This window comes from Phormidesmis sp. 146-33, assembly GCF_052939515.1.
On sequence record NZ_JBJPHU010000012.1, the window covers coordinates 73,694 to 99,104 of the forward strand.

Annotated in this window: 23 protein-coding genes; 16 read left to right on the forward strand and 7 right to left on the reverse strand. The window is 49.6% G+C overall.

Translation table 11 applies throughout. The features are described from left to right. Positions 1-14: 14 nt before the first annotated feature. The 3 genes from ACJ2PR_RS07485 to ACJ2PR_RS07495 all read left to right on the forward strand — a co-directional run bounded on the left by ACJ2PR_RS07485 (position 15) and on the right by ACJ2PR_RS07495 (position 9,327). Positions 15-2,744 carry a CHAT domain-containing protein gene (locus ACJ2PR_RS07485; protein WP_446876562.1) on the forward strand — a complete coding sequence of 910 codons (2,730 nt, stop codon included), beginning with the start codon at positions 15-17 and terminating at the stop codon, positions 2,742-2,744. 390 nt (positions 2,745-3,134) lie between these two features. Continuing rightward, on the forward strand, positions 3,135-3,884 hold the full coding sequence (locus ACJ2PR_RS07490; protein ID WP_446876563.1) for a DUF928 domain-containing protein: 750 nt from the start codon (positions 3,135-3,137) through the stop codon (positions 3,882-3,884). Positions 3,885-3,975: 91 nt separating this feature from the next. Next, entirely contained in the window at positions 3,976-9,327 is a 5,352-nt protein-coding gene (locus tag ACJ2PR_RS07495; RefSeq protein WP_446876564.1) for a two-partner secretion domain-containing protein, read from the forward strand. Positions 9,328-9,620: 293 nt separating this feature from the next. Here ACJ2PR_RS07495 and psb32 read toward each other — a convergent pair whose 3' ends face one another. Beyond that, positions 9,621-10,307 carry a photosystem II repair protein Psb32 gene (gene psb32, locus ACJ2PR_RS07500; RefSeq protein ID WP_446861608.1) on the reverse strand — a complete coding sequence of 229 codons (687 nt, stop codon included), beginning with the start codon at positions 10,305-10,307 and terminating at the stop codon, positions 9,621-9,623. Between the two features lie 115 nt (positions 10,308-10,422). On the opposite strand from psb32, the gene ACJ2PR_RS07505 reads away from it, so the two are divergent. The 4 genes from ACJ2PR_RS07505 (at position 10,423) to ACJ2PR_RS07520 (ending at position 16,833) form a co-directional block, all read left to right on the forward strand. Further along, complete coding sequence (locus tag ACJ2PR_RS07505; protein WP_446861609.1) at positions 10,423-10,857, forward strand: peroxiredoxin; 435 nt, start codon at positions 10,423-10,425, stop codon at positions 10,855-10,857. 324 nt (positions 10,858-11,181) lie between these two features. Continuing rightward, positions 11,182-12,789: a C39 family peptidase gene (locus ACJ2PR_RS07510; protein ID WP_446876565.1), complete on the forward strand. Its 1,608-nt coding sequence runs from the start codon at positions 11,182-11,184 to the stop codon at positions 12,787-12,789. A gap of 180 nt (positions 12,790-12,969) precedes the next feature. Further along, the gene (locus ACJ2PR_RS07515; RefSeq protein WP_446876566.1) at positions 12,970-13,578 is read left to right on the forward strand and encodes a Uma2 family endonuclease; all 609 of its coding nucleotides are present in this window, start codon (positions 12,970-12,972) and stop codon (positions 13,576-13,578) included. 348 nt (positions 13,579-13,926) lie between these two features. Then, positions 13,927-16,833: a tetratricopeptide repeat protein gene (locus ACJ2PR_RS07520; protein WP_446876567.1), complete on the forward strand. Its 2,907-nt coding sequence runs from the start codon at positions 13,927-13,929 to the stop codon at positions 16,831-16,833. Here the strand turns inward: ACJ2PR_RS07520 and ACJ2PR_RS07525 are convergent. After that, positions 16,791-17,030: a hypothetical protein gene (locus tag ACJ2PR_RS07525; protein WP_446876568.1), complete on the reverse strand. Its 240-nt coding sequence runs from the start codon at positions 17,028-17,030 to the stop codon at positions 16,791-16,793. The genes ACJ2PR_RS07520 and ACJ2PR_RS07525 overlap by 43 nt on opposite strands. Positions 17,031-17,173: 143 nt before the next feature. Between ACJ2PR_RS07525 and tnpA the strand changes: the two genes are divergently transcribed. The 7 genes from tnpA (at position 17,174) to ACJ2PR_RS07560 (ending at position 21,768) form a co-directional block, all read left to right on the forward strand. Continuing rightward, on the forward strand, positions 17,174-17,638 hold the full coding sequence (tnpA, locus tag ACJ2PR_RS07530) for an IS200/IS605 family transposase (RefSeq protein WP_446876569.1): 465 nt from the start codon (positions 17,174-17,176) through the stop codon (positions 17,636-17,638). Between the two features lie 297 nt (positions 17,639-17,935). Next, complete coding sequence (locus ACJ2PR_RS07535; RefSeq protein WP_446876570.1) at positions 17,936-18,118, forward strand: element excision factor XisH family protein; 183 nt, start codon at positions 17,936-17,938, stop codon at positions 18,116-18,118. Continuing rightward, positions 18,106-18,441, forward strand: a complete 336-nt coding sequence (locus tag ACJ2PR_RS07540; protein ID WP_446876571.1) for an element excision factor XisI family protein — start codon at positions 18,106-18,108, stop codon at positions 18,439-18,441. Before ACJ2PR_RS07535 ends, ACJ2PR_RS07540 begins: the two co-directional genes overlap by 13 nt. A 39-nt stretch (positions 18,442-18,480) precedes the next feature. After that, a complete protein-coding gene (locus ACJ2PR_RS07545; protein WP_446876572.1) occupies positions 18,481-18,720 on the forward strand; it encodes a hypothetical protein in 240 nt (79 codons plus the stop codon). A 38-nt stretch (positions 18,721-18,758) separates the two neighbouring features. Further along, positions 18,759-19,037: a hypothetical protein gene (locus tag ACJ2PR_RS07550; RefSeq protein ID WP_446866435.1), complete on the forward strand. Its 279-nt coding sequence runs from the start codon at positions 18,759-18,761 to the stop codon at positions 19,035-19,037. 115 nt (positions 19,038-19,152) lie between these two features. Then, on the forward strand, positions 19,153-19,614 hold the full coding sequence (locus tag ACJ2PR_RS07555) for a hypothetical protein (RefSeq protein ID WP_446866436.1): 462 nt from the start codon (positions 19,153-19,155) through the stop codon (positions 19,612-19,614). 93 nt (positions 19,615-19,707) lie between these two features. Further along, positions 19,708-21,768, forward strand: coding sequence for a tetratricopeptide repeat protein (locus ACJ2PR_RS07560; protein WP_446876573.1), 2,061 nt, complete (start codon positions 19,708-19,710; stop codon positions 21,766-21,768). 56 nt (positions 21,769-21,824) lie between these two features. Here the strand turns inward: ACJ2PR_RS07560 and ACJ2PR_RS07565 are convergent, their stop codons facing one another. The 4 genes from ACJ2PR_RS07565 to ACJ2PR_RS07580 form a co-directional block, all read right to left on the reverse strand. Next, complete coding sequence (locus tag ACJ2PR_RS07565) at positions 21,825-22,073, reverse strand: hypothetical protein (RefSeq protein ID WP_446876574.1); 249 nt, start codon at positions 22,071-22,073, stop codon at positions 21,825-21,827. A 3-nt stretch (positions 22,074-22,076) separates the two neighbouring features. After that, positions 22,077-22,424 carry a DUF6883 domain-containing protein gene (locus ACJ2PR_RS07570; protein ID WP_446876575.1) on the reverse strand — a complete coding sequence of 116 codons (348 nt, stop codon included), beginning with the start codon at positions 22,422-22,424 and terminating at the stop codon, positions 22,077-22,079. 178 nt (positions 22,425-22,602) lie between these two features. Next, positions 22,603-22,941 (reverse strand): element excision factor XisI family protein, encoded by a 339-nt coding sequence (locus ACJ2PR_RS07575; protein ID WP_446876576.1) that lies wholly within the window; start codon positions 22,939-22,941, stop codon positions 22,603-22,605. Then, positions 22,926-23,342 carry a XisH family protein gene (locus ACJ2PR_RS07580; protein ID WP_446866441.1) on the reverse strand — a complete coding sequence of 139 codons (417 nt, stop codon included), beginning with the start codon at positions 23,340-23,342 and terminating at the stop codon, positions 22,926-22,928. Before ACJ2PR_RS07580 ends, ACJ2PR_RS07575 begins: the two co-directional genes overlap by 16 nt. Before the next feature lie 270 nt (positions 23,343-23,612). Here ACJ2PR_RS07580 and ACJ2PR_RS07585 point away from each other — a divergent pair, with 270 nt between their 5' ends. After that, positions 23,613-23,867 carry a type II toxin-antitoxin system ParD family antitoxin gene (locus ACJ2PR_RS07585; protein ID WP_446856861.1) on the forward strand — a complete coding sequence of 85 codons (255 nt, stop codon included), beginning with the start codon at positions 23,613-23,615 and terminating at the stop codon, positions 23,865-23,867. Positions 23,868-23,989: 122 nt separating this feature from the next. Further along, positions 23,990-24,166 (forward strand): type II toxin-antitoxin system RelE/ParE family toxin, encoded by a 177-nt coding sequence (locus ACJ2PR_RS07590; RefSeq protein ID WP_446876577.1) that lies wholly within the window; start codon positions 23,990-23,992, stop codon positions 24,164-24,166. Between the two features lie 491 nt (positions 24,167-24,657). Here ACJ2PR_RS07590 and ACJ2PR_RS07595 read toward each other — a convergent pair whose 3' ends face one another. Continuing rightward, positions 24,658-25,254, reverse strand: a complete 597-nt coding sequence (locus tag ACJ2PR_RS07595; protein WP_446876578.1) for a DUF3611 family protein — start codon at positions 25,252-25,254, stop codon at positions 24,658-24,660. Positions 25,255-25,411: the final 157 nt, after the last annotated feature.

Below are 25,411 nucleotides of genomic sequence, written 5' to 3' on the forward strand. Positions count from 1 at the left end.
TTCGCCAAAGCCAAATGCCCTCCTTTAGAAAACCTCCGCACCACGCTCTCAACTTGCGGAAACAATCCGTTTTAAGACGACGATCGCGTCAGTACCTAAAATTCATTAGTTTGGGATGCTGTGCGGCGGCGATCGGGTTGTTCTTAAATTTGTTCTTTTTGGCCAGTTCTCCAGTCAGCGCCAAGATTCCCAACACGATCGCGCCCGCAATTTTCTTTAACCAAACCAGCGTCTCTAATCAATCTGATCAATTAGTGCAGTTGGGTACAACCCATTATCAAGCAGGACAATTTGCAGACGCGATCGCAGCTTGGCAGCAAGCCGTTCAACATTTTGCAAGTCAGAACGATCGGGCAAATCAGGCGGCTATCTTGAGTAATCTAGCAATAGCGCATCAGCAATTAGGGCAGTGGCAAGAAGCTAATCAAGCGATCGCAGACAGTCTGGACTTGTTGGAGAATGGTAAATCTGCTCAAAATTTGATTAAAACTCAATCACTTTTAGGACAAGTTTTAAACATTCAAGGCAGTCTACAACTCGCTCAGGGACAACCCCAACAAGCGCTCAAAACCTGGCAAAAAACGGCTGATTTGTTTAAACAAGCGGGCGATCGCTCTGGTATGGCGCGCAGTTTGATCAATCAGACGCAGGCACTTAGAGCATTAGGCTTTTATCAACGGGCTAAGACGACGCTAGAACAGGTGACTCAAACCCTCCAAGATCAGCCAGATTCACAACTCAAAGCCTCTAGTTTGCTCAATTTAGGAGACGCTCTGCGGCTGATGGGAGCTGTCCGCCAATCCCAAACGGCTCTTCAACAAAGTTTAGCGATCGCTCAAGCATTAAAGTCTCCTTCAGACATCACGTTGGCGCTCTTAAGTTTGGGCAATACGCTTCGCACTGAGAAACCGATCGAGGCACTCAATTACTATCAGCAAGCCTTAGAAACTGCACTGTCAGCAACCCGTGTCCAGATTCAACTCAATCAGTTGCGCTTATTGATTGACACTCACCAACGACCCAAAGCCCAGTCTCTAATTGATCAAATCGAATCGCAGTTAAATCAACTTCCGCCCAGTCGAATGACAATCTATGCAACGGTTAATCTTGCTCAAAGTATAACGCGACTGACAACCAGCGAAAAAGTAGATGGCACAGGAGAGAAAACAGAAGAAAACACGCAAAAAATAGATCCAGAAATCAACCAGCAAGAAAATCAGATCGCTACAAAGAACGCTGTCAAACTACTGGCGATCGCAGCCCAACAAGCCCAAAAAATGAGCGATCAACCCGCAGAATCATACGCACTAGGTTACTTAGGCGAACTCTACGAAAAAAATCAGCAATGGTCAGAAGCGCGATCGCTGACCGAAAAAGCATTAGTTCTCGCGCAAATGAGCAACGCCGCAGATATCACCTATCGTTGGCAGTGGCAGCTAGGAAGACTACTCAACGCCCAGGGACAAACCCAAGCCGCGATCGCCACCTACACCGAAACCATCAAAACCCTCAGTTCGATTCGTCAAGATCTAGTTGCCAGCAATTTGGATATGCAATTCTCGTTTCGGGAAAGTGTAGAGCCTGTGTATCGTCAGTTTGTCGGGCTATTGTTACAACCTAATGTCACCAGTCAAGAAAATCTGCGAAAAGCCCGTGAAGTCATCGAATCGCTGCAACTCGCCGAACTCGATAACTTCTTTCGAGAATCTTGTTTGAGCGATCGTCCCACTCAAATCGACTACATCGACTCAACGGCTGCCGTTATTTACCCGATCGTTCTGAAAGATCGACTGGAAGTGGTTCTTTCGATCGCGAATCGACCCCTACGTCACTATGCAACCAACCTTTCTCAACCTGATTTAGACAGCCTTTCTGATCAGATGCGCTACTCGCTCAGACGCACCTCTCTGGAAAAAGAACGGTTGGCGATCGCTCAAAAAATCTACGATCTGCTGATTCGTCCCGCCGAGTCAGACTTGACCAACGCAGGCATCAAAACGCTGGTTTTTGTCCCCGATGGCTCGCTCAAAAATATTCCGATGGCGGCTCTGTACGATGGTCAGCAATACTTAATTGAGAAATACGGCATTTCGATCGCACCCGGACTGCAACTCCTTGATCCTCGGCCTCTTGCTCCCAGCCAGCTTCAGGTTTTGGTTGGGGGATTGAGTGAGTCGAGACATGGCTTTATTTCGCTGCCCGGAGTCGAAACTGAAATTTCTCAAATCAAGTCCGAAATCCCGGCTCAAGTGCTGCTCAATCAGAAATTCACTAGCGCCAGTCTGCAACAACTCATCGAGAAAACGCCTTTCCCCGTGGTGCATTTGGCAACACATGGACAATTTAGCTCCAACGCTGAGGAAACCTTTGTCTTGGCGTGGGATCATCCCATTACTGTCAAACAGCTTGGCGAATTGCTCCAGCGCAGGGCACAAGAAACCCAACACCCGATCGAGTTACTTGTCTTGAGTGCTTGCGAAACGGCCGATGGCGATCGTCGCGCTGCATTGGGATTGGCCGGAGTGGCGGTGCGATCGGGGGCACGCAGTACAGTTGCTTCACTTTGGGCGGTCGATGATCAAGCGACATCTGCCTTTATGACTGAGTTTTATCAAGCGCTGGCTCAACCCAACATGACCAAAGCCGAAGCGCTGCGTCACGCTCAACAAATCATCTTGAAACAGCCTGGGTTGCGTCATCCCTACTACTGGGCACCCTTTGTCCTCGTTGGCAATTGGCTTTGAGCCACACAGTTTTTTTAGCAGAACAAGCCGTGGAACTACAGAAATCTAGATCGTTTGTAAGGATCTTCAAATGGCAAGTTTCTAGTCATGAGTTCTTAGGAGATTTGCTTTAATAAATCTACCTGTCCGTCTCCAATGAGAGTTCTGAAAGTCAAAGTTTCCAGAATTGGGGGGTTTAGAGGGCTTCCCAAGATTGGTCACTTCTCTGCTAGAAATCTCCTTAACCTTTGATTGACAACTAATCACTAACGGCTAAATTCTCACCATTTAAATAGGATAGCTGTAGTAGAAATCCCATTCTCAGCGCCTAAGTTTATCTGAGCAAATCAAATTGAATTTGGGCACAACTTAAGTAATCTACAAACCTGCTATCTAAGGGATTCCTGCATTATGACTTGCAAAACTCCCCAGTTTTTTGCGCTGTTCTCAGCGACGATCGTTCTATTCCCTTCTGTTTTCGTTCCTCCGGCTCAGGCAAGATTTGGCTTTGAACCGCCCAAAGGACAGCCCCCCGCCCCAACCGTCACCGTAGGAGGAGGACGACGAGGCGGAAGTCTCTGTCAAAAAGCGCCCGGACTTTCGAGTGCGCCGCCCCTGGTCAAGTCGCTGGCAAACTCCCTCACGCCACTGGTGCCTGTCAGCAAGCTGGGATTAACGGTGTCCGATCGCCCCACTTTTCTAGTCTATGTGCCTCAGAGTGCTGCAAAAGCCGTGGAGTTTACGCTAGAAGATCAAGCGGGCAATGGTCTATATCAAACTCGTGTAGCTGTCACCAACGCCGCCAGCATTGTCAGCATCACCCTACCTGCCACCGTCCCCTTATTAGAAATTGGCAAAGACTATAAATGGTCAGCCTCGGTAATCTGCAAGTCTCCCAAACCTGGAGATCCTTTTGTAGAAGGAGTTGTGCGCCGAATTCAGCCGGATGCCAGGTTAAAAAATCAGTTGGCAGCAACTAAAGGACTCGATCGCGCAGCCCTACTCGCCAAGTCTGGAATCTGGCATGACACCTTGGCCGACTTGATCGCCCTCAGACAATCGCAACCCAACAACACTCAATACACAGCCGCCTGGCAAGACTTGCTAAAATCCGCAAATTTGGATGCGATCGCGGCGGCTCCCATTCGCGCCTCAAAGTAGTTTTTTAGTTCTCATAAGCAGGTGTGTTCGGTGTGATCCGTGACGCACCTTTTTAGTATTTTTGTCCCCGATCGTTTCTATCTTTAGCTCTATGAATCAAGTTTCTCTGCGATTGCTCCTTAGTATTCTGGCTACAAATTTGGCGATCGCTAGTTCTGTTCAGGCGCAGATTATTCCTGACAATACCCTTCCGGTTAACTCTCTAGTGGAGCAGAATTGTACCGTTTGCACGATCGAGGGAGGAACGATCCAGGGAGCCAATTTGTTTCATAGTTTTCGGGAGTTCTCGATTCCTACGGGCGGAGTGGCGTTTTTTAACAACGGGTCGCAAACTCAGAATATTCTCACCAGAGTTACCGGAACGTCGGCCTCCAGCATCGATGGACTGATCAAAGCCAACGGCACCGCCAATCTATTTTTTCTCAATCCCAACGGCATTATATTTGGCCCCAATGCTCGATTAGAACTGGGTGGCTCGTTTCTAGCCAGTACTGCCAACCAACTTCAGTTTGACGGAGGCGAATTTAGTGCGATCGCTCCGCAAATCCCATCGGTGCTAAAGGTCAATCTCACGCCAGGGTTGCAGTATGGCACTCAGCAGCGCAGCATCGTCAATCGAGGCAATCTGACCACCGGACAAAATCTGACCTTGGCATCCAACAATTTGGATTTGCAGGGACAGCTTCAAGCAGGCGGAAACCTGACGCTTTTGGCCACCGACACCTTGCAAGTGCGGGATAGTGCGATCGCTCCCTTGGTCGCTCGATCAGGCGGAAATCTCCTGGTTCAGGGAAATCAGAAGGTCGATATTTTTGCCTTAAATCATCCCGCAAGTGGCTTTTTTGCAGGTAGGGATCTGACGTTGCGGAGCGCCAATCCGATCAACGGGGATGCTCATTATCGCAGTGGGGGCAACGTACGGTTTGAGAAACTGGATGGTCATTTAGGAGCGCTCTTTAGCCCAACTGATCCGACGATCGTGGCCGATGGTGATGTCAGCCTGGACAGCTATACAGGGGCTTCTCTTCATATTTTTGCAGGCGGCAGCGTCACAATTTCAGGCGATATTTTCATTACTGCACCTGACCCAAACGATATTTTTGGACAGCTTTCGATCGCGCTTTCTAACGGGACAGAAATCACACTCGACGGGAGGGCAGAAACGGTACTCGACATTCGTGCGGGAATTGATTGGAATCAGCTTAATGGCTCTCCCGGAAATAGCACATTTGGCAACGTCACGCCCCCGCCAACCTTTGAGACAGCAACCAGTGCAGACATTACTCTGGGTAACCTGGTTACCTCTGCTGGCAAAGTTTTGATCACCAATCGATTTGCGCCAGACCTCACCTTGCCGGGGGGCATGATTCAAGTAGGTGCGATTGATACGACGGCAAATAATGCAGGGGGATTAGTGGCGATCGATTCCCGCGACGGATTGATCGTAAATGGTCAAGTGAAAACTTACGCTAACCTATTTGGAAATAGTGGAGAAATCATCTTTCTAGCGGAAAAAGACATTCTAATTAATCAATCATTAGATACTTCTACGATTGCAACCGATAGTATTAGTGGAAACGTCATTCTAAGCGCTGGAAATAGCTTAATACTGAACGGGAATATTAACGCTTCGGCATCCGCTTTTAACAGCACCAGTGGAAACGTTACACTACTTGCTAGAGGTGACATTGCGCTGAATGGAGTCGCGATCGACATCTCTTCTAACAGAGACGACTTGACCGCCTATGGAACGATCGACATCGCCTCATTAGAAGGTTCGGTCTTTGTGGGCAACTCGCTGCTCAAGGCTGACAACAATGCATCTGGCTATGCAGGAGATTTGATTGTCAATGCCGCCGATCGCATCGAGATAGATAGCAGCACTCTATTCAGCGAAGGCTATCTAGGACAGATTTTTTTGGGAACTCATCCCGATAATGAAACTTTGCCAACCGCTAAAACGATCGTGTTGAATAATTCTGATTTGTCTGCCAGCACACCTGTTGATAGAGCGGACGATCGCGACGTGGGTCAGGTCACGCTAAACGCTACAGACGAGATTCAAATCCAAAACAGCAGCGTCAACGCGACAGCTAACTCGTTTGCACAAGATGCTAATGACGGAGGCAGCATCAACATTACAACTAATTTGCTGACGGTGACTCAAGATTCTAGCCTTGAAGCCAGCACCTTTGGCAGCGGCAATGCAGGCAGTATCACGGTAAATGCTCGATCGCTCTTTTTGACCAATGGAGGACAACTTAGAAGCCAAAGCCGCACGGGAGCGACTGGAAATGGCGGAAGCATTACGCTCAACGTTACAGATTCGATTTCATTAACAGGGACAGGATTTGACTTTCGTCCCAGTGCGGTGTTTACGCTGGCGGACTTGCAATCGTTGGGCAGCAGTGGCGACATCATCATTAATACAGGCTCTCTTGAATTGAGAGATGGCTCCGAACTGTTGGCCAACAACTTTGGAGATGGCATGGATGTCAGGGCAGGAGATGTGACGATTAGGGCGACGGGTCGGGTCATTTTAGAAGGATCGCGTCAAAACTCACAAGCTTCGGGAAGCGGAATCGCCAGCAACGTCTCTTTTGGAGGGGTTGGTAAACAAGCGGGCACGATCGACCTGCAAGCAGCGGGACTCCAAATCCTCAATGGAGCCTCTATTTCTAGCACCGTTGAAAGAGGAGCTGACGGACAGGGAGGCGATATTATTCTCGACGTTCGTGATCGCGGCATTCCAGGCAGCATCTTGATCGCAGGAGTCAATAACCGCAACGCAAATTCGTCAGGAATCTTTAGCGCCACTCAAGAAACTTCAACCGGGGGCGGGGGAAGCATTACAGTCAATGCAGGAACACTACGATTGAGCGATCGTGGAACGATTAGCGCTGCGACTGAGAATGCTGATGATGGCGGTTTGATTGCACTGAATATCAATGATTTAACCGTAGAAGATGACGCTAAAGTAACTGCTCAAGCCTCTAGTGGCGGCAATGCAGGAAGTATCGTGATTAACACTAGAAATACAAATATTATAAATAACGGTGAGATTGTTGCTACGACATCCGATATTGGGAACGCAGGCGACATCACGATCGAGACTGGCTCTCTGAATGTCAGCAGTAATGCTCAGTTAGCAGCTAGTACACTCGGACAAGGAAACGCAGGAAATATCACCGTCAACGCAAGCGATCACATTAGCGTTCAGCAAGGTGGACAAATTGCCAGCACAGTGCAAACAGGCGCGATCGGAACCGGGGGCAGCCTCAAAATCACAACAGGTTCTCTTTTGATCACAGACGATGGATTTCTAGATGTGGCGACCCTGGGCAAAGGGGATGCGGGAAGTGTCGCGGTCGCCGCTCAAGATCAAGTCACCCTCCAGCGAGGCGGCACCATCTACAGCACAGTAGAAGCGGGAGCGGTCGGCAATAGTGGCAATGTCAACCTCACAGCTAAAAATCTCTCGATCGACGGGGGTGCCATTCTCACGTCAGTCGTTGCTGAAACCGACACAGGCATTTCAGGCGGACAGGGCAATGCGGGCAACGTGAATATTGAGGTGCAGGAGGCGATCGAACTTTTGGGCGCAGGACGTATCGATAACTCAGTCGGTAAGGGCGCGATCGGGAACGGCGGAACGATCAATATTAGAACCAACAGCCTTTCTGTCCGGGAAGGCGCTCAACTCTCTGCCAGCACTTCAGGACGGGGCAAAGCGGGTGATATTCAAATCAGGGCGCTCAATGCTGTCAACCTCGCAGATCCAGATAGTAGCCTGGTGACCCAAACCAACTCCGATGTCGGACAAGGCGGAACGATTACGATCGCCACCGATCGCTTCCAGATCAGCAACCAGGCAACTTTGAATGCGACGACAACCGCGGCTCCGGGAGGCAGCATTGCAGTCAGCGCCAAAACCGTAAATGCCCAAAGCGGGGGACAGCTTCTCACCACAACGTCTGGGCAAGGTCAGGCAGGCGATATTCGAGTCAATGGCAGCGATCGCGTCACCCTTTCTGGCGATCGCACCGGACTTTTCGCAAACGCAACCCTTAATTCCACGGGCAACGGCGGAAAAATTGATGTTATAACGCCTAACTTTACGCTCACAGAGGGCGCTCAACTATCTGCCAGTACCTTTGGTCAAGGGAATGCGGGAAATATTACGATTGAAGCGGTCAACGGTTCCGTCAACATCTCTGATCTTAATAGTGGATTGATCACGCAAACCAATTCTGACACCGGAAAGGGTGGAGAAATCAGAATCGAGACAGATACGTTTCAAATTTCGAGAAACGCTACCCTGAACGCGACCGCAACGGCCAACAGTTCGGGAGGCAGCATTACGGTGAATGCGAACAACATCACAGCATTTGAAGGGGGACAACTGCGAACCACCACGTCTGGCAGCGGTCAAGCTGGAGACATCACCGCAACTGTCAGCGATCGCGTTCTCCTCTCTGGAAATGGCACAGGACTATTCGCCAACACCACAGCCGACTCGACGGGCGATGGGGGCAGCATTTTCTTAACCGCAAACAGGTTAAATCTGCGATCGAGCGCAGGGGTCGCCGTAGGCGGCCGCGGACAGGGACAAGGCGGCAACGTGCAGATTCGTAGCAATCAATTGACCCTGGTCGATCGGGCCCTTCTCTCCGCAGAAACCGCCAGCGCCCAGGGTGGCAACATTTCGATTCAGGCACAAGACATTTTGTTTTTGCGGCAGGGCAGTCTGATTTCCTCTAGCGCAGGAACGGCCCAATCCGGAGGAAACGGCGGCAACATCACAATTTCGGCTCCCTTTATTTTGGGTGTGTTGTCAGAAAATAGTGATATTCGAGCTAACGCATTTACAGGCAACGGCGGCAAGGTTGAGATCACCACTCAAGCAATTTTTGGTCTCACCTTTCAACCCAAAGACACGCCCCGCAGCGACATTACGGCCAGTTCACAATTTGGGGTGAATGGAAAGGTGATTTTGAACACCCTAAGTATCGATCCCGGTAGCGGTTTGGTGTCTTTGCCGACCAATCTTGTTGACCCGACCAATCAGATTTCTCAGCAATGTTCAACCAACGGGACGGCGAATCAAAATCACTTCACTGTGACCGGACGAGGCGGCCTGCCCACCAGTCCCACTGATCTGTTTACCGGAGATGGTGTTTTAGTAGGACTGACTCCGATCGTGCCAAATTCAGCGATCTCGAAGAAATATCTGCTGGAGCAGATCACCCCCCAGTCTCCTCAAGCCATCACCCCTTCTCATTCTGTCACCAACGAGATCATAGAAGCCCAGGGCTGGGTCATTGAGGCTGATGGCACCGTCCAACTCATTGCTCAAGCCTCGATTGCGACTCCTCACCCTTCCCCGCTCACCCCAGCCTCCTGTAAAACGATGCAAACCTCTGCCGCAAAGATTGGACAGTGAACGCAGAGCAGAGGGATGAGGGATGAACTTGTTAAGTATGCTTTTGTGCGAGAGAAATTTTTAAGGGATATCTTAAATCCCCCACTTGTAGGGTTGATTCATTGCGCCCAGGGTCAGGAATATTTTGTAGAGCGGCAATCAAAGTGAAGAAGTTTGCTGAATCCACGTTAAACAGGTTTGGATCTCAGGTGAGAGAGGGTTTGAGGTTGGGCGGCTGACAGGGGCGATCGTCGTCTGATCAGAAAGATCAAGATTTGGTCGATCGTGACTCTAACCCAAACCTCAAAACACCTCTATTTCACATACCAGAAGTACGTCACCATCGGAATCACCGTCGCTGCGATCAACAGCCCGATTACCCAAACCGTTGCGTTGCTTTCCTTGGTTTCTTCTGGGCTGGCAAACGTGCCTTCGACCTGCACCGTATCTTTGACCACAGGCGGGCCCGGATCAGGTTCTCCAGACAGAACGGCAACTAAGCGATCGTTGGCATCCAAAAACCCCTGATTGTAGCGCTCACCTTCTCGTAGCGGAACCTGTAGCGTATCCTGGGCAATGCTGTTGGCGATCGTATCGGGCATGACTTCCTTCACCTTTTCGCCCGTGTAGATCGCGCTGTTGTTGGTCAGCTTGTCGATTACCAATAGGGTCTGATTGGCTTGCGATTCGGGAGTCGGAAACCACTGTTTGAATAGTTTTTGGGTGAAGGTGTCGATCGTTTCGTCATAGTCGAGACGGCGAATCGTCACAAAATGGACTTCTTGCCCCGTTTTCTCGGCCAGTGCATTTAGGGATTCGTTAAACTTCCCTTCGTTGAGGCGGCTCAAAATCTCAGCTAGATCAATCACTCTCGTATCGCTAGGGAGCGGCGGAACCTCATACAGACTGGTCGCTTGAGCGGGAGCCATCCAAAATTGAGCGGTGAGAATTAGCGTAAAAACTGGCAAAATCCAGCGTCTGCAAGCAGAAAAGAGTGTCATAAGCGATCGACCTTCAGACAAGGTAATTTATCAAATACTGCAAAGAGTAGAAGTTTTGACTTCTCTTAGTACCTTACAATTTTTAACGGAAGTTTGAATTACTAAGGTGTCAACTATGTCTTTATCTGTTGGAGCAACGGCCCCTAATTTCACCGTCAAAGACACCCAGGGCAATACGGTTTCCTTGTCAGACTATGCTGGAAAGCCCGTCGTGCTGTATTTTTATCCCAAAGATGATACACCGGGATGCACTAAAGAAGCTTGCAGCTTTCGAGACAATTACACGCAGTACCTGACCAGAGGCATCACCGTTTTGGGCGTGAGCATGGATGATGAAGCCTCTCATCAGCAGTTCACTCAGAAGTTCAGCTTGCCGTTTCCGCTGTTGGCAGACACCAATGGGGCAATCACCAAAGCCTACGATGTCGATGGTGGCGGCTACTCCAAGCGGGTGACCTATGTAATTGATGAGTCCGGCAAGATCAAGCAGGTGTTTGAATCGATTCAGACGGCGACTCACGCAACGGATATCTTGGCTCACATGGGCTAACTGGCTCCAGGCAGATCCGTCCAACCCAAACCTTTTGCTGATTTCCCTGATTCCTTTTTGGAGTTGGGGCTTTCTTTTTTGAAGCAGTGGTTGGAGTAGCGATCGCCCAAAAACAGAATTATCCCTCAGTATGTGAGCTAAATTATTAGAGTTCCTGTCGCCGCTCGATCATCAAAAATGCTGCTTCTAACTGGGTGGTCAATCCTCGTAATTCATCAACAAACCGAGAACCCTTGACACCCTAAGTCAGTAGAATTTTTCATCCCTCATCCCTCATCCCTCATCCCTCATCCCTTATCCCTCATCCCTCCATCCGTAACTACCATGACCGATCCTACTGTCAGAAATCTCGCGGGGGTTGCCGCTCCACCCATCTACTCCGGGCCGAGAGAAGTCTTGGTCAACAAGCCACTGACGCTTAAGGGAAGCTACGACACCAGGCGAATCGCCAAAATCACTGTGGCGGCCGAAGACAAGTTTCCGTTGAGTGTGACGACGAGCGCAGGAACGTGGCAGGTCAACATGCCTAGAGGTTTTTCGGCGGCAGGAACGCGCTGGCTGCGACTGAGAGGCTTTGACGCTGCCAACAAGGTGGTTGAGGATCGAATCTTTTATATTACGGTGAGTGCTGACCCGTTGACCGTGGGGCAAGCTCTGACGCTGAAAGTCATGCGCGATACGTTCTTTAAAGTCGCTCCTTTTGACTCAGGCAAGCTCAAGGACTCTGAGAAGGTATTGGTCAAAGCGGGGCAAACTTTTGCAGTCAATCGCTACGGCTATCTGGATGGACATCTCAAGCTGGAATTGGCGACGGCGATCGCGCCCATTGGGGATTTTGGCTACCTCTACGAAAATGATGTGCAACTGAGTAAGGGCAATCAAGTGCTGCGGTTTGGCATTGATGATGTGCCGGATATTCCTCTATCGGCTCAGATGTTGGTGACGGCGACGACGCTGATCAAGGCGAGAGTGGCGGATTCGTCAAAGCTGGCGGCAAATGAGAAGGCCAATCTGGTGGAGGGGCAAACGCTACAAATTTTGGGCTATGCCTGTGTGAGCGGCCACTTTAGAGTGAAGTTGGCGCAACCGTTGCCTAATTTTGGCGATGTGGGATATGTCTTCTGGCAATATGCTCAAATCAAGCGTGACGGCAAGGTGATTCCTTATGACCCAAATGCGCTGACGGTGACGGCATTGCGATCGACCATTCTCAAAAAGCGTCCAGTAGACTCGGCCCAACTGCAACCCCAAGAACGAGCAGGTTTCAACGCGGGCGATTTCTACGGCGTGTCGAGCTACATGATTCAGGGCGGACACATCAAAGTCACACTGACTGAGGAAGTTCCTAATTTTGGCAATACGGGATTTGTGTTTCCTGATTTTGTGCAGATGAAGCGGGGCGGACGGGCGTTTAATCCGATTCCGGGAACGGTTGAGATGAATGTGCCGTACTTTTCTCAGCGTGACAACCCTCGCTATTATTGGTCAACCTGTAATGTGACGGCGATCGCGATGGTTTTCTACTACTACGGACTGCGTTCTAAAGGCGGCGGTCAGCTAGAGGATGAGCTTTTGCAGTGGTGTTTTAACAAAGCTGGAGAAGGCTCTCAGACCAATCACAACGTTTTGGTAGAAATGATTGAGGCGTATGGCTTTAAGAGTCGTTTTAGCACGACTTATAAGTGGCAGGAGGTGAAGGAAGAGTTGATGAATGGTCGTCCGGTCGTCTTGTGTGGGCTGTTTACGCATGGGGGACACATTATTACGACGATCGGTTACACGCCTCAAGGCTACATTGTGAATGATCCGTGGGGCGATGCGATTTCTGGTTATACGAATACCGAAGGCCGCAAGCGACTCTATCCTTACAGCTATGTGGATCAGACGGCTGGCCCTGACGGTGAGGTGTGGGCGCACTTTATTTCTAAGTAATCGGTTTTATCGAGAAACGATCGCTTCCCCAATTTTGCCAGGATTTGAATGTCAGGTGCAGCGGTTTTTTAGGCAGATTGGAACATCTCAATAAAGTTGGGCAGCGTTGCCGTTTCTTGCAAAGCGCATCGTGCATTCAACTCAAACCTTCAGCGTAGATTGTCCTGGATGGGAGCAAAAATGGAACTGACCCTTCCCCTCAAGCTGGATCTTAAGCACGTTCATCTCAGCGATGAGCAATTTTATCAACTCTGTATTCATAATCCTGACTGGACGATCGAACGGAACGCAAAAGGAGCCTTGATTGTTATGTCGCCAGTTGGAGGAGACAGCGGAAACCGAGAAATGGGCTTGGGGGGAGAGCTATATCTCTGGAATAAGCAGACCCGACTGGGAAAGGTGTTTAGCTCTTCGACGCTGTTTAAGCTTCCCAGTGGGGGAGATCGTTCTCCGGATGCAGCCTGGGTAGAGTTGTCTCGATGGCAAGCCCTCACACCAGAACAGCGCCAAAAGTTTCCGCCAACTGCCCCCGATTTTGTGATTGAACTCCGGTCTCGCACCGATGATCTGGCGACGCTTCAAGAAAAGATGCAGGAATATTTGGCGAGTGGGGTTCGCTTGGGTTGGCTGTTCAATCCTCAAGACCAACAGGTTGAACTCTATCGCCAGGGACAGGAGACAGAAGTGCGAACACGAAGTGTAGCGAAGCTCCCGCTGCCCACAAAACTTTCAGGAGAATCTGTACTTCCAGGATTTGAGTTGCAGGTCGATCCATTTACGGATGAGTAAGCTGTCGCAACTCCTCGCGGGTAACTCATAGAGATCGCGCTTCTAACTCAATCTCTCCAGATCCGAGCGCGTCTGGTGCTGTCTGAAATAGGAACTTTTCTGTTTTTAGCCCGATGATTTGAGCAAAAAGCCTGGAGCCTCAAGCAAAAAGTGAAAACGATCGCACTTTGAGCAGGAACAATCGTGTTTTGAGCAGAAACAATCGTGTTTTGAGCAGGAACGATCGCACTTTGAACTGCACAAGTGTCGTTTTCTACAGCAGTTTTGAGGGTTCATGGAATTACTTAAGTTTTTGGAGTAGAAAGAGTGTAGAAACGATCGCCGCTCTCGGTTCTCACCTGCTGCCTGATGAAGAATTTTTTTGTTAGCTACAACCGCCACGATCGCGCCTTTGCAGAATGGATCGCCTGGATTCTGGAAGAGGCAGGATATTCGGTGGTCATTCAGGCATGGGATTTTCGCCCCGGTGGAAATTTTGTGCTGGATATGCAAAAGGCGGCATCTGAAGCGGAAAGAACGATCGCTGTTTTGTCAGACAACTATTTGCAATCTCTGTTTACTCAACCAGAATGGGCAGCGGCGTTTGCTCAAGACCCAACCGGGGAAAAACGAACCTTAATTTCGATTCGAGTGGGGGAATGTAAGCTGACTGGCATCTTGGCAACGATCGTTTATGTCGATCTGGTCGGAGTCGATGAGGCAGAGGCGCAAGAATTGGTGCGGCAGTCGGCGCTAGATGGACGAACCAAGCCCACCCAAAAGCCACGACTTCCAGGAAGTGCGGCAGCGGGGGCACCTCGATCGAAGCCTGTCTATCCTCTCAGCATTCCGGCAAATCTGCCGCTTGTCAGCAAGATCTTTGTGGGGCGAGACGAGGATTTAGCGACGCTGCATGAACAACTTCAATCGAGGGAGACGATCGCTATTTCATCAATTACGGGAATGGGCGGGATTGGCAAGACGGAATTAGCGGCGCAGTATACTCTTGAGCAGCGAGACCTGGGCACCTATCCGGGAGGAATCTGCTGGCTGAGGGCACGAGAGGATGTGGGATCGCAGATTGTCTTGTTTGCCCGATCGCGCTTCAATTTCTCAATCCCAGACGATCTGGAGTTAGCCCAAAAGGTAGCCTGGTGTTGGCGAAAGTGGGAGCAAAAAGAAACGCTGATTGTGCTGGATGATGTGCAGGCGTATGAGGATGTCAAACCGTTCTTGCCGCCACAGCGATCGCAGTTCAAGGTGTTGATGACGACGCGATCGCGCTTTGGTGATCCAGTCCAAAATTACGAAATCAAGGTGCTGTCGGAAGGGCAGTCGCTGGAGTTGTTGCGGGCGATCGTTGAAGATTCACGGGTTGATCAAGATTTAGCGACCGCAAAGCAGATTTGTGAGTGGTTGGGCTACTTGCCGCTGGGATTGGAGCTTGTCGGGCGGTATTTGGCGAAGAAACGGGATGTGTCGATCGCCGAACTGTGGAAACGATTGCAGGCTAAAAGGCTATCTGCCAAAGCCTTACTAGCAGCAGAATCAGGAATGACGGCATCGTTGGGCGTAACGGCTGCCTTTGAGTTGAGTTGGCAAGATTTGGATCAAAATGCTCAACGGTTGGCGGCGTTGTTGAGTCTGTTTGCGCTGGCAGATATCCCGTGGGAGTTGGTTGAGGCGTGTTTGCCGGAGGAGGATGCAGAAGACCTGGAAGATCTGCGAGATGACAAGCTGTTGGGAGCAAGTCTATTAGAGCGCACTGGACAAGGGATGTATCAACTGCATCAACTACTGCGAGAGTTTTTTGCGGTGAAGCGAGAGCAGATGGTAGAAGTAGAGGAATGGAAGCGATCGGTCTGTCGGGTGATGGTGGCAGTGTCGCAGACAATTCCACAAGAGCTAACTCTTTCTATTATTCAAGACGTTCTACCTGCGATTCCTCACATCAAAGAGATAGTGACTACGCTTGCCCCCTGGCTAACTGACGAGAATACGCTCAAGACTTCGCATCACATCGGTCTATTTTATAAAGGACAAGCCGATTATACTGAAACAGAGCAATGGTACAAGCAATGTCGAGCTATTACAGAACAACGCTTTGGTAAAGATCATGCCATTGTCGCATCCGCCCTCAGCAACTTGGCAGGACTCTACGAGTTGCAGGGGCATTACAACAAAGCAGAACCGCTCTTTCTTCAAGCTCTCGAAATTTGGCAACGACAGCTAGGCAACAATGACCGTGATCTTGCAGCTTGTCTTAACGGACTGGCAATACTCTACGAATCACAAGGACGCTACAACGAAGCAGAACCGCTCTTTCTTCAAGCTCTCGAAATTGATCAATACCTTTACGGTGAATACCACCGTGAAGTTGCAATCGACCTCAACAACTTGGCATTACTCTACATGTCCCAAGGGCGTTATACCGACGCAGAAACGCTTTACAACCAAGCACTAAAAATCAATCAAAACAAATTTGGCAGTGACCATCTTACAGTCGCAACCAATCTTAGTGGTCTGGCATCTATTTATGATTTACAAGGGCGCTATACCGACGCAGAACCGCTCCACCTTCAAGCCCTTAAAATTCAACAACAACAATTAGGTAATAACCACCCTGATGTAGCAACCAGCCTCAACAATTTGGCATTACTCTACGCCCCACTAGAGCGCTACGCTGAGGCAGAACTACTCTGCCTTCAAGCTCTCAAAATTCGTCAACAACAATTAGGTAATAATCACCCTGATGTAGCAACCAACCTCAACAATTTGGCAGGTCTTTACACCTTGCAAAAGCGCTACAATGATGCAGAGTCCTTTTACCTTAAATCTTTTGAAATCTACCAACAGCGATTAGACGATGACCATCCTAACGTCGCTACTATCCTCTCTGGTTTGGCAGAAGTTTACCGAAATCAAAAGCGCTATAACGAGGCAGAGTCCTTTTACCTTAAATCTCTTGAAATCTACCAACAGCAATTAGACGATGACCATCCTAACGTCGCTACCCTCCTCAATAATCTTGCGTTGATCTATCATGTGCAAAGACAGTATAGCGAAGCAGAACCGCTCTACCTAAAAGCTTTGGCGATTGCATCTAAAAAGCTGACAAAAGACCATCCTCTGACACAAATGGTTTGTAAAAACTTTCGATCGCTCCTCCAAAAAGCCATCCAAGAGAACCGCACCGATGAACTCTCGGATGATTCAATGACACGATCGCTCCTTCAACAAATCCAAGAGTCGATCGACTCCACAACCGAGGCATAGCAGCCAGGAACGATCGCCCAATTGTGAGCAGCGATCGTTCGAGACGGGAGGCGATCATTCGGAGTGGGACAGCGATCGTTGGAAGAGAGACGGCGATCGTTCGAGATGGGAGGCGATCGTTCGAGACGGGAGGCGATCGTTCGGAGTGGGACAGCGATCGTTCGGAGCGGGCAGAATTTTCTCGCTGCGTTATCCATCCGCCCGTGATTGCAAATCACGGTCTATCAGAACAAAGTCCGTTGAAACGGACTGGGAGAATTGAGGGATTTTGGCGAGGGGTGTTGGCTTTAGTAGAGGGTCGGTCACCCTAAACCAGAGCAGAGGATTTTGGACTTTAGCCATGCCACTTTGGGAACTCAACTATCATTTTGTTTGGGCGACACATGAACGGCTTCCCTTGATTACGCCAGTTCGGGAGACGATCCTTTATCACATCATCAAGGCGAGAACCCATGAATTGGGCGGTTGTCTTCATGCCATCGGCGGCATTGCTGATCACGTTCATGTGATTGTTTCGATTCCACCCAACATTGCTCCAGCCGAATATGTCAAAGCGGTCAAAGGCAGAAGTTCTCGCTACGTGAACCTCAATCATCCCGACTTAAAGCCCAAGGTTAAATGGCAAGAGGAATACAGCGTCTTCTCAGTCAGCAAAAGAACCCTAAATGCGGCAATTGCCTACGTCCAGAACCAGAAACACCACCACGCTAACAACACCATTTTCCCAAAAATAGAACCCGATGCCCTCTCCGCCTCATCCTTTTCCCAGTCCGTTTCCAACGGACTTTGCTCTGATAGACCGTGATTTGCAATCACGGGCGAAATAGCAGCGTAGCGAAGAGCCATTCAAGACCTTTGTTTGTCAATTCCCTCAATGTAGTTCAGAAACCTCGATTGAGGGAATTCAAAGCGATCGTCTTTCCGAACTCTCAGACAATCCGATGATACAAGCCCTCCTCCCACAAATCCAAGCAGCAGAAGGTTGAGAGGTAGTAGTTCCGCTTCACGAAGTATTTGCCTCCTAACGGATTGAAAAGAGCCGCGATCGCAAGCCAGTGATACCGTTAAAGTATCGGTTCTGCCATCAACTCACCATGCCTTTGTGATTTATCAAAGTACGCTAGAAGATATCGAACCCGATCGCATCCTCTATCTCGCAATTCGATCGCGCACTTATCGAGAAGTCTTTGAAGAAACGATCGGAGCTAGTCTCCTTCGCAAGCAACTGCTCAAACTCCTTATCTTTGATCCAACGACAAAAACAATTGTGCAATGGATACCCTAGAGACCTACCGCCAAATCATTCGCAATGTTCTCACCCCCTACCTGAACATCACCTACGCCAACGTCAACGCTCAAAACTACGCCGCCTTTGATCCAGAAACAGATCAGTATCTTGTCATGTCCACAGGCTGGAATCGAGGCGAGCGCATTCATAGCTGTTTGATCCACATCAGCATCGAGAAAGGCAAAGTCTGGATTCAGCGCGACGGAACCGAAGACGGCATTGCAAACGAATTAATTGCGGCTGGCATTCCCAAAGCTGCGATCGTCCTCGGATTCCACGAACCTGAGATTCGACCCTTCACCGGATTTGCAGTTGCGTGATTCAGCAGGAGAGTAGACGATCGCCCAATTGTGAACGCTGTGGCAGAGATTCTCACCCGCGAAGAAATGAAGCACCGATACGATGGCGAATGGCTTTTGGTTGCTTGCACCGAAATCGATGACCAATTGAATCCAATTCGTGGACGAGTGATCGCTCATTCTCTCAATCGAGACACCATCTATTATGACGAAATTGCAGCCCATCGTCGTGACGGAACAAAGACGCTTGCGATCGAATATATGGGGGATATTCCTGAAGATTGGGCAGCGATGTTGTGACCGCTCGACTTTTGATTGACACTGGAGCGAGTTACACAATGGTCTCTGATCGATTGGCGCGCTCGATCGTCGATCAATCCTTTGAAGACCTTCCCTGCAAAGCCATTCTGACTGCAAACCGAAGAATCACTGCACCGATCATTCCCGTTCCCTGGATCAATTGCTTCGGCGATCGCATCTTTGAGCAAAGTTCTCTAGCTACGCTCCACGCGGTGTTCGCTCCTCCAAAAGCCATCCGAGAGAACCGCACCGATGAACTCTCGGATCATCCAATGACACGAACACGCAGTGAAGCGAAGCTACCGCACTTCAAGTAGAAACAATGAGGGTTCAAACTCAATCATTCCTACTTTCTACTGAAATTCTGAAGTTTTACGGAACAACTTTCATTTCTGGAGTAGAAAAGATACAGTCCTACTTCGGAAAATTCTTATGGCTGATCCATTAAGCGCGATCGGTATTGCTGCGTTTGCATTCTTGAGTCATTTTGCTCAGTCTGAACCTGGTAAGAAGTTTATTGAATCGATCGTCGGTAAGCTGGGCGAGAAGACGCTTGAGGCGGGATTGAAGAAAGCGGATGGATTGAAGTCGATCGTCATCAAAAAACTTCAAGGAAATGCGGCGGCAGAACGAGCGATCACGGCGGCGGAAGGCGGAGACCCAGAGGCTTTACAGGATGTGGGTGCTTTTTTGCGGTTGGCAATGTCCCAAGATCAGGAGTTTGCGGCAGAGGTACGGCAGATTGCAGAACAAATTATCAACGTCGGCAAAACTGATGCCCGTAATGTGATGAATGTCTACGATGGTCAAGGATTGCAAGTGAATGATCCAAAATCGCAGGTGATCCAAGCTGGAGAAAATGCCAAGTTTTACTTTGGGGTTAAGGAGGATTGACTGAATTCGTCGGATTCCGGCTCCGACAAAGTAACGCCGTCCTATGAAATTCCTTATCGATCGTCTCCAAATTTTGTAGGGCGGACGACTGAATTGGCGCGGCTGGATGAAATTTTTGAGACTTCCGCTCAAGTCGCAATTTCTGCGGTGTCGGGAATGGGAGGATTGGGAAAAACTCAGCTTGCGGTGCAGTATGCGACTCGGAATAAGGCGAAATTTTTTGGGGGCGTGTATTGGCTAAATGGACAGACGGGGGATATCGCATCGCAAATTTTGTTTAGGGCGGAGTTCGATCGACACCTACCAGGATTGGAGGCCGTCAAAGCGCAACTGCTCGAACCGGAACAGCTCATCGCGTGGTGTTGGCAACAGTGGCGACCGGATGGATTGACGCTGATTGTGCTGGATGATGTGGCGGACTGGGCGAAAGTGCGATCGTTCCTACCGACTGAAGATCGATTTCGGGTGTTGGTGACGACGAGACGACAGGATCTTTTACCAAAGCGGGTGACGATTCCACTGGATGTCTTGCAACCCTCAGAGGCGCGATCGCTCCTGGCATCGTTGGAGAGTCATGGGCGGGTCGAGCAGGATCAGGCGGCGGCGGATCGGCTTTGTGCGGCGTTGGGGTATTTGCCGTTGGGAATTGAGCTGGTGGGGTGTTATTTGAGGCGCGATCGCTATCGGACTTTGGAGCAGGCGATCGCAAGTTTGCAGGCAAAAGGGATGCAAGATCCGGCGCTGGTGAGGGCGGATGACGATGAGATGCTGGCGGAGCGAGGGGTAAAGGCGGCGTTGGATTTGACGTGGGAAACGCTGGAACCGGAAGCGCGGCAAGTAGCTCGACTGTTGAGTTATTTCGCGCTGGATTGGATTGAGTGGGACTTGGCGGAATGGGTGATGCAACGGGTGGAGGGTGAAGCGTATGAATTGGGGGAATTGAAGGCGCGGCTGGAGAATGCGTCGCTGGTGCAGTTTGAACAAGATCGACCGGGTTGGTGTCGGTTGCATCCATTGGTTCGGCAGTTTTTGCGCGAAGAGGAAGCCATCGCAGTTCAAGAGACAGGAGAAGATCCTTTTCGATCGGCGTTTGTGTCAGGGATGATTGCGATCGCAAGTCAAATGCCAGACAACCCAACGACAAAAGAGATTGAGTGGTTTGAATGGGTACGATCGCACATCCAAGAAGTCGCAGAACACCACATCGCAGAATTGGAAGGAGACGATTTAACGTGGCCGTTCATTGCACTCGCGCGATTCTATAAAGGACAGGGACTCTATCGCCAAGCGGAAGAATGGTTCGCAGAATGCTTGAGCGTCACCGAATCCCGCTTTGCGGGCGACCATCCCGATGTGGCACTCAGTCTCAACAACCTGGCATTACTCTACAACGCGCAAGGACGATTGACTGAAGCTGAACCACTTTTGGTGCGATCGCTGGAGATGACCCAACGGCTGTTTGAAGGTGACCATCCCGAAGTGGCACGCAGTCTCAACAACCTGGCATATCTCTACAACGCGCAGGGACGATTGACTGAAGCTGAACCGCTCTATGGGCGATCGCTGGAGATGAGACAACGGCTGTTTGAAGGCGACCATCCCGATGTGGCACTCAGTCTCAACAACTTGGCATTACTCTACAACGCGCAAGGACGATTGACTGAAGCTGAACCGCTTTTGGTGCGATCACTGGAGATGAAACAACGGCTGTTTAAAGGCGACCATCCCGATGTGGCACTCAGTCTCAACAACCTGGCATATATCTACAACGCGCAAGGACGATTGACTGAAGCTGAACCGCTCTATGAGCGATCGCTGGAGATGTATCAACGGCTGTTTGAAGGCGACCATCCCGACGTGGCACTCAGTCTCAACAATCTGGGAGCGTTTTACTATGAGCAGGGTCGAGTGACGCAAGCAGAACCTTTGCTCGTCCGTGCGTTAGCGATGCGGGAGAAAATTTTAGGGGCTGACCATCCTGATACGGTTGTCGCTCGTCGATGGTTGACAAGTGTTCGTCAGGCAATGCAGCGCACTCAACCGTCTCGGCAGAAAACCCCGCTGATTGTGCGACTGTTGCGGAAAGCTCGATCGTTCATCCGCCGAATTCTGAGAACACTCCGTCGATCCATCACTGCACGATCGCTCCACTAATACACTCCAGCCAAGATAGCGCGATCGAATCCCCGAACAGTCGAAACAGTCGAACATCAACTCGCAGCGATCGCGCTCATGTCCTTCTGTCCCCAAACCTCCGGCAAAACCTCCACCCAAGACACCGGAACTGACATCACCTCAACCGTCTCACCCTGCCGAAACACCTCGATCGTATAGCCCAATTCCTGATGCACCTCAGAAAACGGCAACACATCCACAATCACACCGCGATCGCCCACTCTCACCGCACCATCCGGCACATCCCGCAGCAAAACAACCCAATGAAATAGCGCATCGCTCACTTTTTAGTCCTCCTGCCCTTCAAGCTCATCCTTAGACTTATTCGGATACAGCGTCACAAACCGAATCACATCAGAACCCGTGTCACTCTGCCAGATCGTCACCACTCTCAATCTGCGACCATTCAAGCCGCTCCACTGACAATTGACCCTAAATCTTGTACCCCACTCCGTTACGATCTTCTCTGCGACATCCAATCCCTCAACCGCTCTCAGTATATCCTGCCTCAACAATTGCCAAGTTTGAAGCGTATAGCCCGCACCAGCCAGAAACTCAGACTTGTCATCTTTCGGCTGATAAATCAAGAGATAATTCGTCAATTTCTGCTCTTGAATGACCAGGCCCGATGGCATTTTCATCCCATTCAATCCAATTCCAGTGAGCCTAGTATATAAGACCACTCCAACACAGCGATCGTTCGGCAAATTCTGAGATTGTTGCGCGATCTGCCTTAGCAGACATCTCTTCGAGATCGTTGAAGTCCCTCAGTGCAATTTGTGAGTTGAAGGGGTGCGATCGCAACAATATTGTTTATGCAACTCCAAAACCTGTATAAACTCGCATATTTGGAGCCTGAAATCCCAGCACAATATCCTCTTTTGGCACACCCATCGCCATTAAATCATGAGCAATTTGCCGCTCAGTGGTATTCTGCTGCACCCAGATCTTGCCTTCTCGAATATCCAAATGCATTACACAACCATAGACTCGCCGATGTCCATCCCAGCCGACATTGATCGCTTGGTAGTGATCCTGTTGAGTATCAAATACCGTGTACGACTCAATTTCACCATTCGCGATCGGCGTTGAAACATACTCGCTCAGATACGCTTGAATCAACCGTCGATAGTTTTCTAAAGTTTGATCCATTGCACAATCACCTCTTGAACTGGGTCATAGACCAATCGGCTAATTTGATACCGTTCGACTGAAATTTGAGCAAACTCTCGCTGAAAAAACGACTCATGCACTGCGATCGGCACTGCCAGATACAGGAATCGATCCGGTTCTTTCAAGTCTAATGCGAGGCGATAGTTGAGAAATTGCCCCAATGCCGCATGATAATCAGTCAGCGGAGAATCTCCTAAGAATGATTTCACCTCAACTGCAATTTTCTCCTCTGCTCGATCCGCCGCCAGCAGCCTTTCTGCCCCCAAGTCAATCTCAAATTTAGTTCCTCCCACATCAAGCTTAAATGGATCAGTGACAACCCACTGTTCTTTTTGTAATGCAGCCTTCACTGCCTGATGAAACAGATCTTTTGCTGCCATTCTGTCCTCTGTGCGATCGCATTCTCTATTTTACTCAGAGGTCATCCAGAGGCAATCGATCGTCTCAGCAGAAAACCCCGCTAATTGTGCGACTGTTGCGACAAGTCTGAGCACGAAGTGTAGCGAAGCTTTCGTTCCTCCGGCAAATTCTGAGATTGTTTCGCAATCTGCCTTAGCAGATATCTCTTCGAGATCGTTGAACACTCAGTCTGTCTGAGTTTCAATCATTGATAGAGCAACTATGATGAGACTATCGCGAGGACTCAAGCCATGAGTATTATTCTCAATCCTGACAACGAGAAATTTGTTCAGGCCCAAATTCAGACAGGTTGGTTTGCCAGCGCAGAGGATGTGATCAATGCTGCGTTAGAAATCTTTGCTGACCGAGAGAAGCGATTAGCAGAGTTGCGTCAAAAGATTCAATCTGGCACAGAGCAATTGCGAAATGGAGAGGGGGTAGAGGGCGAAGCAGTCTTCGATCGACTTCAAGCCAGAATCCGACAGCACTCTTCCTCGCAATCGTAAGTCAATATACGTTCTCGCCCGATGCGATTCGAGATTTGGAAACGGTCTGTGATAGGTTGACGCAAATTGATTCTGCTGTAGCTTCTCGGCTGTTTGATCGAATTCGATAGAAATGCAAATTAGTGGCGGATTTTCCATTGATGGGGAAACGCTATGAGGAACTTGCGCCAGATCTTCGAGGCTTTGTGGTCGATGATTATTGCGTGTTTTATTATCCTCTGCCAGACGGGATCGAAGTGGTCAGAGTAATCGACGGGCGAAGGGATATCGAGGCGCTCTTTGGGCAATCAGACGAGTGAAATTGAGCGATTATGAATCGAGTCTCTCTATTTAATTAAACGTGGATTCGATCAAATCTTTCGCCGCGGTTGTGAATCCAGGCAGCCCCCTAAATCCCCCACGAGTGAGGGACTTTGAACCCAAGATCTTGTCTGAAAGTCCCCCAAAATTGGGGGGTTGGGGGCAGAAGCGCTGAAGAACGAAGCGAAAAAATTCCATCGAATTCACGTTAATTAAAAGCGATGTCAGGCGTTCCACTGTCCCGGTAGAAAGCCCCGCTAATTTTGCGACTGTTGCAGAAAATTCTGAGATTGTTTCGCGATCTGCCTTAGCAGATATCTCTTCGAGATCGTTGAAGTCCCTCAGTGCAATTTGTGAGTTGAAGGGGTGCGATCGCGACAATGCTGTTTATGCAAACCATAGACTCGCCGATGTCCATCCCAGCCGACATTGATCGCTTGGTAGTGATCGTATTGAATATCACAGTGTAGGATTCAATTTCACCAACGGTCTACTGTCGGTGTAGCCACTCAAACACACTTGCAGAAGCGACCGTTCCGGCAAAGTGGGCGGCAATGCCGAGAATATTTGCTAACGCTACAAAAATGTCGATCGATCGAATCATTCGAGTTGGGGCATAGATGGCGGCTCCTTGAGGCAGCGCAATTGTTTTTGCCAGCAGTACGCTCAAAATTGAAATGCCGCCCACAATAGTGACAAACATTCCTACAAATCCAACCAGCGCACCCAGACGCAGCAGTTGCAGAACTTCACCTTTAGGGGGATGAGTCTCAGGATTTGGATTACGCAGCCTTCTAGCAAAACGAGTCTGCCGATACGCCAAAAAAGTGCTAAACAACAGCACCAATAAGCCACCCACCGCCCAAAAAATCCCAATTCCAATCCCAGGAGTTGTCCCTTGAACTGCCGGATCAATGCCCGTCCCTGGAATCGCAGGAATCGTGAAGGTGGCTAGATTAAAGCTTCGACCGACGATCGCAAACATCAACAACAGCACGATCGCGGCGGTAAAGGCTAGATCAATCCAAACCCCCACCCAACCCACAATGCGTAAAATACCGCCTACTCGCTCTAACTTTGCAGTCAAGGCAGGTGATTCTGTCGTTTGCTTGCATAGCCAATTTTCCTAGTTCAATCCCATAACAGATATAAACTAGCGAGAACGGCAAAACGACGCGACTATCGTAAGGTAACTACTCAGGCTTAAAACATCATAACGATTTGCGTCAAAGCACAGAAGTAGA

Coding starts and splice junctions, on each gene's coding strand:
- ACJ2PR_RS07485 (WP_446876562.1), top strand. CDS start 15: ATGCCCTCCTTTAGAAAACCTCCGCACCACGCTCTCAACTTGCGGAAA.
- ACJ2PR_RS07490 (WP_446876563.1), top strand. CDS start 3,135: ATGACTTGCAAAACTCCCCAGTTTTTTGCGCTGTTCTCAGCGACGATC.
- ACJ2PR_RS07495 (WP_446876564.1), top strand. CDS start 3,976: ATGAATCAAGTTTCTCTGCGATTGCTCCTTAGTATTCTGGCTACAAAT.
- psb32 (WP_446861608.1), bottom strand. CDS start 10,307: ATGACACTCTTTTCTGCTTGCAGACGCTGGATTTTGCCAGTTTTTACG.
- ACJ2PR_RS07505 (WP_446861609.1), top strand. CDS start 10,423: ATGTCTTTATCTGTTGGAGCAACGGCCCCTAATTTCACCGTCAAAGAC.
- ACJ2PR_RS07510 (WP_446876565.1), top strand. CDS start 11,182: ATGACCGATCCTACTGTCAGAAATCTCGCGGGGGTTGCCGCTCCACCC.
- ACJ2PR_RS07515 (WP_446876566.1), top strand. CDS start 12,970: ATGGAACTGACCCTTCCCCTCAAGCTGGATCTTAAGCACGTTCATCTC.
- ACJ2PR_RS07520 (WP_446876567.1), top strand. CDS start 13,927: ATGAAGAATTTTTTTGTTAGCTACAACCGCCACGATCGCGCCTTTGCA.
- ACJ2PR_RS07525 (WP_446876568.1), bottom strand. CDS start 17,030: ATGGATAACGCAGCGAGAAAATTCTGCCCGCTCCGAACGATCGCTGTC.
- tnpA (WP_446876569.1), top strand. CDS start 17,174: ATGCCACTTTGGGAACTCAACTATCATTTTGTTTGGGCGACACATGAA.
- ACJ2PR_RS07540 (WP_446876571.1), top strand. CDS start 18,106: ATGGATACCCTAGAGACCTACCGCCAAATCATTCGCAATGTTCTCACC.
- ACJ2PR_RS07550 (WP_446866435.1), top strand. CDS start 18,759: ATGGTCTCTGATCGATTGGCGCGCTCGATCGTCGATCAATCCTTTGAA.
- ACJ2PR_RS07555 (WP_446866436.1), top strand. CDS start 19,153: ATGGCTGATCCATTAAGCGCGATCGGTATTGCTGCGTTTGCATTCTTG.
- ACJ2PR_RS07570 (WP_446876575.1), bottom strand. CDS start 22,424: ATGCCATCGGGCCTGGTCATTCAAGAGCAGAAATTGACGAATTATCTC.
- ACJ2PR_RS07575 (WP_446876576.1), bottom strand. CDS start 22,941: ATGGATCAAACTTTAGAAAACTATCGACGGTTGATTCAAGCGTATCTG.
- ACJ2PR_RS07580 (WP_446866441.1), bottom strand. CDS start 23,342: ATGGCAGCAAAAGATCTGTTTCATCAGGCAGTGAAGGCTGCATTACAA.
- ACJ2PR_RS07585 (WP_446856861.1), top strand. CDS start 23,613: ATGAGTATTATTCTCAATCCTGACAACGAGAAATTTGTTCAGGCCCAA.